The 754-nt window shown below is 63.3% G+C and carries 2 protein-coding genes; both read left to right on the top strand.

Going from position 1 to position 754, the window contains the following annotated elements:
* Positions 1 to 543 (top strand): AAA family ATPase (locus B4L36_RS05685; protein ID WP_292953670.1); only part of this gene is annotated, 543 nt, incomplete at its 5' end.
* A 53-nt stretch (positions 544 to 596) separates the two neighbouring features.
* Positions 597 to 754 (top strand): PLDc N-terminal domain-containing protein (locus B4L36_RS05680; protein WP_292953709.1); only part of this gene is annotated, 158 nt, incomplete at its 3' end.

Raw genomic sequence — 754 nt, 5'->3', positions numbered from 1 at the left:
CGGGCGGATGCGCGCGGCGGCGATGTCAGCCGCGAGGGCGTGCAGCGCGACCTGCTGCCGCTGATCGAGGGCACGACCGTCAGCACGAAATACGGCGCGGTCAGGACCGATCATATCCTGTTCATCGCCTCGGGCGCGTTCCACGTGGCCAAACCCAGCGACCTGCTGCCCGAATTGCAGGGCCGCCTGCCGATCCGGGTCGAGTTGCGGGCGCTGACGGAAGAGGATTTCATCCGGATCCTGACCGAAACCGACAACGCGCTGACGCGGCAGTACACCGCCCTGATGGCCACCGAGGGCGTCGATGTGACCTTTGCCGATAACGGCATCGCGGCTCTTGCCCGGATCGCGGCCGAGGTGAACAGCGCGGTCGAGAATATCGGCGCGCGGCGTCTTTACACGGTGATCGAACGGGTCTTCGAGGATCTGTCATTCGAGGCGCCGGACCAGAAGGGTCAGTCCGTCAGCGTGGATGCCGACTACGTCGAGAAGCGTCTGGGCGATCTGTCCCGGTCGACCGATCTGTCGCGCTACGTCCTGTAGGGAACCCCGCGGCGGCCGGCGGGGTTGGCCATCAGGCAACAGGAGAAACAGCCATGGAATATCTGTTCGGCATTGTCATTCTGGTTCTGGATATCTGGGCAATCGCGCAGGTGATCAATACCAATGAAGGCACCGGCACCAAGTTGCTGTGGATCCTGCTGATCGCGATCCTGCCCATCCTGGGTCTGATCATCTGGTATTTCGCCGGTCC

The organism is Paracoccus sp. UBA889, assembly GCA_002294185.1.
Taxonomy (GTDB): domain Bacteria; phylum Pseudomonadota; class Alphaproteobacteria; order Rhodobacterales; family Rhodobacteraceae; genus Paracoccus.
The sequence above is the reverse complement of the archived record's forward strand: the minus strand, read 5'-3'. Positions and strand labels throughout refer to the sequence as shown.